General features: G+C 74.9%; 5 protein-coding genes and 1 pseudogene. All 6 read right to left on the reverse strand.

Translation table 11 applies throughout. The features are described 5' to 3' along the window. Positions 1-1,596: pseudogene (locus ACFXPX_RS42960) on the reverse strand (hypothetical protein); the annotation flags it as partial. A gap of 240 nt (positions 1,597-1,836) precedes the next feature. Beyond that, positions 1,837-2,766, reverse strand: a complete 930-nt coding sequence (gene truB / locus ACFXPX_RS42965) for a tRNA pseudouridine(55) synthase TruB (protein WP_380526642.1) — start codon at positions 2,764-2,766, stop codon at positions 1,837-1,839. 44 nt (positions 2,767-2,810) lie between these two features. Then, positions 2,811-3,914, reverse strand: a complete 1,104-nt coding sequence (locus tag ACFXPX_RS42970) for a bifunctional oligoribonuclease/PAP phosphatase NrnA (protein ID WP_375896990.1) — start codon at positions 3,912-3,914, stop codon at positions 2,811-2,813. A gap of 2 nt (positions 3,915-3,916) precedes the next feature. Next, a complete protein-coding gene (gene rbfA / locus ACFXPX_RS42975) occupies positions 3,917-4,357 on the reverse strand; it encodes a 30S ribosome-binding factor RbfA (RefSeq protein ID WP_375896992.1) in 441 nt (146 codons plus the stop codon). Between the two features lie 153 nt (positions 4,358-4,510). After that, complete coding sequence (locus ACFXPX_RS42980) at positions 4,511-4,807, reverse strand: DUF503 domain-containing protein (protein ID WP_030311386.1); 297 nt, start codon at positions 4,805-4,807, stop codon at positions 4,511-4,513. 135 nt (positions 4,808-4,942) lie between these two features. Then, positions 4,943-7,426, reverse strand: a 2,484-nt coding sequence (infB, locus tag ACFXPX_RS42985) for a translation initiation factor IF-2 (RefSeq protein WP_380645032.1), incomplete at its 5' end; no start/stop codon positions are given.

Here is a 7,426-nt window from a genome sequence, read left to right on the forward strand (position 1 = left end):
CCGGCGGTGGGCGCCCGGGCGGCGCGGGCGGCCGTCCTCGGCCAGCCGCTGGGCCACCCGCAGGCAGCGCAGGTCCAGGAAGGCGCCGAACAGCTCGCTGCGCAGCGCCGGCCCGTCGTGCAGGCCCTGCGCCCACAGCTCGCCGGCCAGCCGGACGGCCAGCGGGTGCCGGGCGTCCTCGGCGGCGGCCGGGCGGCCGGGCGGCAGCCCGTAGCGGCGGCGCACCCGCTCGGCCGCCTCGGCGGGCAGCGGGCCCAGCCGGTGCCCGGCCAGGGTCGGGGTGCCGGGCCCGCCGCCGTCCATCCGGACGGTGGGGGCGCTGGCCAGGTCGCCGTCCGGGCCCGGTTCCGCCGGGCGGGGGACGCCCGCGGCGCCGCTGCCCCAGGGCTCGGCCGCCAGCCGTTCCCAGAGCTCCTCGCCGCAGGCGGTGAGCAGTCGTGCGCCGCAGCCGGTGAGCCACTGCCCGGCGCCGCGCAGCCAGCGCGGGTCCGGTTCGGCCGGGGCCTCCTCGGGACCGTCCAGGACGACCAGCAGCGGGCGTCCGGCCGCCGCGCACAGCGCCGCCACCGGCTCCGGCGCGGGCGCCGGGGTGCCGAGCTCGGCCGCGGCGGCGGCGAGCGCCCGTTCCACCGCCTCGGCGAGCGAGCGGTCCTCGGCGCGCAGGTCGGCGCCGCGCAGCCAGAGGGTGGGCAGCGGCCGGGCGCCGTCGCAGCGGCGGGCGGCCAGGGCGGCCAGTTCGGTGGAGCGGCCGCTGCCGGGGGCGCCGACCAGGGCGGTGACGGTCGCCTCCGGCTCGTCCCCGGCCAGGCCGTCCGGCCGGTCCACCCGGTCGGCGGCCAGCCCGGCCACCCGGCCGGGCCCGGCCCCGGCGGCGGCCAGCTGGGCGGCGGTCAGCCGCAGCACCCCGGCCAGGTTCAGCGCCGGGCCGTACCCGGGCACCGTCGCCGCGTTGCGCTCCAGCAGTTCGGCCAGCGCCGGCGCGACCACCGCGCCGCCCCCCGCGGGCACCGCCCACAGCGCCCCGCCGTACGGCCCGGTACCGGCCGCCCCGCCGTACGGCGCTCCCCCGTACTGCGGTCCGCGCAGGGCCGGCGCGGCCAGTGCCACCACCGCGCCGCTGCGGGCGTCCAGCACCGGTGAGCCGGCCGGCACCACGACCCCGGCCACCGCGGGCACGTCCAGCACCGGCACCCCGGCCAGCAGGTGGCCACCGTACGCGGCGCCGCCGACGCCCAGCAGTCCGCAGCGCAGCACCACCGCCCGGCCGTCCTCGCCGGTCAGGGCGGGCAGCAGCACCTCGTGCCCGGCGCCCACCGCGGCCACCGGCAGCGGCGGAACGGGCAGCCCGCCGACCGCGTCGGTGCGCAGCAGCGCGAGCCCGTGCTCGGGCAGCGGCAGCACCGCGTCGGCGTCGAGCACCCTGGTCTGTCCGCCGGGGGTGTGCAGCACCAGCCGGTCCAGGCCGGCCACGGCCTCGTGCGCGGTGAGCACCCAGCCCTGCGGGTCGGCGGCGAACCCTAAGCCGTGCAGCCGCCCGTTGAGGTCGCGGATCCGCAGCAGGTACCGCCCCGGATCGCCCTCCGCAAACCCCGGCATGGAGCCCCCTCACCCGTCGAGCGGGCCCGTCGCCCGCTCGCCGCCGGGAGCCTGCCCCCCGCAGGGGCGCCCCGACCGCGCCCGCGCCGTTCACCACGGCGGTTCACCTCGCGCGCTCCCCCGTGCGGGTGAAGCCCACCGTTCGGGTGAAGGACCCCGCCGGGGGAACCCGGGACCGGACGCGGAACCCCCGCCGGGAGGGCTCCCGACGGGGGTCTGCGGTCCGACGGACGGGCCGGCTCAGCCGACGAACACCGCGACCGGCTTCGCCTGGCCGCCCTGCTCCTCGACCAGCGCGAGGAAGCGCCCGTCCGGCCCGAACACCGCGATCGGCCCGTCCACGCCCAGCCCGGGCGCCTTGAGCCGGGAGCCGTGCGACAGCTTCTCCGCGGAGGCCTCGTCCAGGTCCCAGCGCGGGAACGCGGCCGCCGCGGCCGCCCCGATCGGCAGCACCTCCAGCCCGCTGGCGGAGTCGCCGGTGACCGACTCCTCCAGCTGCTCCAGGGTGCGCGCCGACTCCACCCCGTACGGCCCGACCTTGGTGCGGCGCAGCGCCGTCAGGTGCCCGCCGACGCCGAGCCCGGCGCCCAGGTCGCGGGCCAGCGCCCGGATGTAGGTGCCGGAGGAGCACTCCACGGTCACGTCCAGGTCGATCACCGGCGTGCCGTCCTCGGCGACCGCCGCGCGCTGCGCGTGCACGGTGAAGGAGTGGATGGTGGTGGGCCGGGCGGCGAGCTCGAAGTCCTCGCCCTCGCGCACCCGCGCGTACGACCGCTTGCCGTCGATCTTGATCGCGCTGACCTTGGACGGCACCTGCATGATCTCGCCGGTGAGCGCCGCGATCCCGGCGTCGATCGCCTCCCGGGTGACGCCGTCCGCCGGGGCCGAGGCGGTGACCTCGCCCTCGCGGTCGTCGGTCACGGTGGTCTGGCCGAGCCGGACGGTCGCCTCGTAGGTCTTGGCGGTCAGCATCAGGTGGCCGAGCAGCCGGGTGGCCCGCTCGACGCCGATCACCAGCACGCCGGTGGCCATCGGGTCCAGCGTGCCGGCGTGCCCGACCTTCCTGGTCCCGGCCAGCCACCGCAGCTTGGCGACGACCCCGTGGGAGGTGATGCCCTCGGGCTTGTCGACGATCACCAGGCCGTCCGGGCCGGTGCCTTTGCGCTTCATCGGGTTCTTTCTCCGGTACGTGCGGGAGTTGCTCTACGGGAAGGTCAGTGGAGCGGCCGCAGCGCGCCCCGGAACCGCTCGACCACCGCGGCGACGTCCTCCCGGGCGGCGAACCCGGCCGCGAAGACGTGCCCGCCCCCGCCCAGTTCACCACAGGCCGCGGCGACGTCCACCGCGCCCTTGGAGCGGGAGGAGCCACGCAGCGTACCGTCCGGGTCCTGCTTGAGCACCAGCGCCACCTCGGCCTCGGCCGGCCGCCGCAGGATGTCGATCAGCCCCTCGATCTCCTCGACGGTGACGCTGAACAGCGCCAGGTCCTGGTAGGGCACCCAGGTCCACACCAGGCCCAGCCCGTCGGCCGCCTCCGGCTCGTAGACGGCCCGGTCCAGGGCGGCCGCGAGCACCTTGAGGTAGCCGAAGGAGGAGGTGTCCCACAGCTGCCGGGAGATCAGGTCGTGCCGGATGCCGGTGGCCAGCAGCCGCCCGGCGAGTTCGTGGGTCGCGGGCGTGGTCGCCCGGTACTTGAAGGAGCCGGTGTCGGTGGCGACCCCGGTGTACAGGCAGGTGGCCAGCTCCTGGTCGAGCTCGACGCCGAGCCGGCGCAGCAGTTCGTCCACCAGGACGGCGGTGGCCGGCGCGGTCGGGTCGATCAGCTGGTGGGTGCCGAAGCCCGGGTTGGAGGCGTGGTGGTCGAACACCACCAGGACGGGCGCGGCGAAGGCCTTGTCGTGCAGCAGCCCCAGCCGGCTCTGCGCGGCGACGTCGAAGCAGAGCACCAGCTCGGGCACGTCCGGCACCTCGGAGGCCGGCACGATCAGCTCCTGGCCGGGCAGGAAGGCCAGCGACTCGGGCACGACCTGCGGGTCGTCGCCGAAGGAGACCCGCACCCGCTTGCCGAGCGCGCGCAGCGCCAGGGCCGCCGCCAGCGAGGAGCCCAGCGCGTCGCCGTCCGGGCAGATGTGGCAGATCAGGTCGATCGAGCGGGCCCGCCCGATCTCCGCCACCACCTGCTGCCAGACCAGCTCGAAGCCGCTCTCCTCGGCACGCGGGCCGGGGAGCGCCGCGAGGGCACCCTCCACCGTGCTGGTGGAGGACGCCCCCGTGGTCGATCCGGCTCGCGAGGCGGCCTGCGCCGGCTCACCCGCCATGTCTACTCGTCCTCGTCGTCACGCTCGGCCGCCGGGACCTTGTACGGGTCCGCGTCGCCGGCGTAGGTCGCGCCCGCGGCGGTGGTGCGCACCGCCGCGTCGATGGCCTTGGCCCGGTCGAGCAGGTCGTCGATGTTCCGGGCGTTCTCCGGCAGCGCGTCCGCGACGAAGGTCAGCGTCGGGGTGAAGCGCACCCCGATCTTGCCGACCTCGGAGCGGATCACGCCCTTGGCGCTCTCCAGCGCGGCCGCGGTGGCCTCGCGGTCGGCGTCGTCACCGAAGACGGTGTAGAAGACGGTGGCCTCGCGCAGGTCGCCGGTCACCCGGGTGTCGGTGATGGTCACGAACCCCAGTCGCGGGTCCTTGACCCGCCGCTCCAGGGTCTGGGCGACGACCACCTGGATGCGGTCGGCGAGCTTGCGCGCCCTAGCGGTGTCGGTCACGTTGCCTCCTCGTGCAATGGGCCCGGTACCCGGGAGAACTGCGCACCCGTCGGGGCCCACGCCCCAAAGTACCGGCCCGCGCCCGGCCTTGCGGGCGCTCTCGGTCCTGATCCGTGTGAGAACGGCGACTTCCGCCGACCGGCTCCACGGTCCTCATTCGTCGTCGTCGTTGTGGTAGCGCCTCCTCGCGGAGAGGAGCTGCACCTCGGGGCGGCCGGCGACCAACCGCTCACAGCTGTCCAGGACCTCGGTGACGTACCCGGCTTCGCCGGCGACCACCGCGAGGCCGATCTCGGCCCGGCGGTGCAGGTCCTGGTTCCCGGTCTCGGCAGCGCACACGCTGTACTTGCGCTGCAGTTCGGCCACGATCGGCCGCACGATCGAACGCTTCTCCTTGAGCGAGTGGACGTCGCCCAGCAGCAGGTCGAAGGTGAGTGTTCCCACGAACATGTATGACAGGTCTCGCCGACCTGGAAGGCCTCGGGATGTCGGCGCGGAACCGGCCGACACCCCAGGACCCTACACAGCGAGACCGGGGCCGGTCGACGGAAATACCACCCGTCGACCGACCCCGGTTGACACCGACTAGCCGCGCGGCTTCTCGCGCATCTCGTAGGTCTCGATGATGTCGTCGACCTTGATGTCGTTGAACGACCCCAGGGTGACACCGGCCTCGAAGCCCTCGCGGACCTCGGTCGCGTCGTCCTTGAAGCGGCGCAGACCCTCGATGGTGAGGCTCTCCGCCACGACCTTGCCGTCGCGCAGCAGGCGGGCCTTGGTGTTGCGGCGGATGATGCCGTCGCGGACCAGGACACCGGCGATGTTGCCGAACTTGGAAGAGCGGAAGACCTCGCGGATCTCCGCGGCGCCGAGGCGCACCTCCTCGTACTCCGGCTTGAGCTTGCCCTTGAGGGCGTTCTCGATCTCCTCGATCGCCTGGTAGATGACCGAGTAGTACCGGACGTCCACGCCTTCCTTGTCGGCCGCGGTGCGCGCACGGCCTTCGGCGCGCACGTTGAAGCCGATGATGATGGCGTCCGAGCCCATCGCCAGGTCGACGTCGGACTCGGTGATCGCACCGACGCCGCGGTGCAGCACCCGGAGCTCGACCTCCTCGCCCACGTCCAGCTTGACGAGGGCGTCCTCGAGGGCCTCGACCGAACCGGAGACGTCACCCTTGATGATGAGGTTGAGCTGCTCGATGGAGCCGGCGGCGATGGCCTTGTCCAGGTCCTCCAGGGACACCCGGACCCGACGCTGCGCGAAGGCGGCGTTGCGGTCGCGGGCCGAGCGCTTCTCGGCGATCTGGCGGGCGGTGCGGTCCTCGTCGACGACGATGAAGCTGTCGCCGGCGCGGGGCACCGAGGTCAGACCGAGCAGCAGCACCGGGCGGGACGGGCCGGCCTCGGCGAGGTTGTTGCCGTTCTCGTCCAGCATGGCGCGGACGCGGCCGTAGGCGTCGCCCACGACGATCGAGTCACCGACGCGGAGGGTACCGCGCTGGACCAGGACGGTCGCCATGGCGCCGCGGCCCTTGTCCAGGTGGGCTTCGATCGCAATACCCTGCGCGTCCTGCTCCGGGTTGGCCCGCAGGTCGAGCGAGGCGTCCGCGGTCAGGACCACGGCCTCCAGCAGCTGGTCGATGTTCAGACCCTGGCGCGCGGAGATGTCGACGAACATGGTGTCGCCGCCGTACTCCTCCGCCACCAGACCGAACTCGGTCAGCTGGCCGCGGACCTTGGTCGGGTCGGCGCCCTCGACGTCGATCTTGTTGACCGCGACCACGATCGGCACACCGGCGGCCTTGGCGTGGTTGAGCGCCTCGACCGTCTGCGGCATGACACCGTCGTTGGCCGCGACCACCAGGATCGCGATGTCGGTGGACTTGGCACCACGGGCACGCATGGCGGAGAACGCCTCGTGACCCGGGGTGTCGAGGAAGGTGATCGGGCGCTCTTCGCCGTTCACGATCGTCGCCACCTGGTAGGCACCGATGTGCTGGGTGATGCCACCGGCCTCGCCGGCCACCACGTTGGACTTGCGGATCGCGTCCAGCAGTCGGGTCTTACCGTGGTCGACGTGACCCATGACGGTGACGACCGGCGGGCGCGGGGCCAGCTGGTCCTCGTCGCCCTCGTTCGCACCGAAGTCGATGTCGAACGACTCCAGCAGCTCGCGGTCCTCGTCGTCCCGGCTGACGATCTCCAGCTGGAAGCCCATCTCGCCGGCCAGCAGCTCGAGGGTCGCGTCGGAGACCGACTGGGTCGCGGTGACCATCTCACCGAGGTTGAACATGACGGAGACGAGCGCGGCCGGGTTGGCGTTGATCTTCTCCGCGAAGTCCATCAGCGAGGCGCCGCTCGACAGGCGAACGGTCTGGCCGTTGCCGCGAGGCAGCATCACACCGCCGACGGACGGGGCCTGCATGGCCTCGTACTCCTGGCGCTTCGCCCGCTTCGACTTGCGACCGCGAGCCGGGCGACCGCCCGGGCCACGACCGAAGGCACCCTGCGTGCCACCACGGGCACCCGGGCCACCGGGACGACCGCCGAAGCCGCCGGGACGGGGGCCGAAGCCGCCGCCACCACCGGGGGCGCCGCCACCCGGACGCGGACCGCCGAAGCCGCCGCCACCGGCCGGACGCGAGCCCGGACCGGCCGGACGACCCTGGAAGCCCGGACGGGCGCCACCGGCGCCACCCGGACCACCCGGACGGCCGCCGGGGCCACCGGGGCCACGGCCGCCGGGGCCCGGACGCGGGCCCGGAGCCGGACGCTGCGGCATCATGCCCGGGTTCGGACGCGGCATGCCGGACGGGGACGGGGCGCCGGGGCGCGGACCGGCCGGACGCGGCATGCCGTCGGGACGCGGAGCGCCACCGGGACGCGGCGCACCGGCACCCGGGGCACCGGCGGGACGCGGACGGTCGCCACCGGGACGCGGGGCGCCACGGTCGGCACCGGGAGCACCGGCCGGACGCGGACGGTCGCCACCGGGACGCGGGGCGCCACGGTCGGCACCGGGAGCACCGGCCGGACGCGGACGGTCGCCACCGGGACGCGGGGCGCC

This window comes from Kitasatospora sp. NPDC059146 (assembly GCF_042786665.1).
Classification (GTDB): domain Bacteria; phylum Actinomycetota; class Actinomycetes; order Streptomycetales; family Streptomycetaceae; genus Kitasatospora.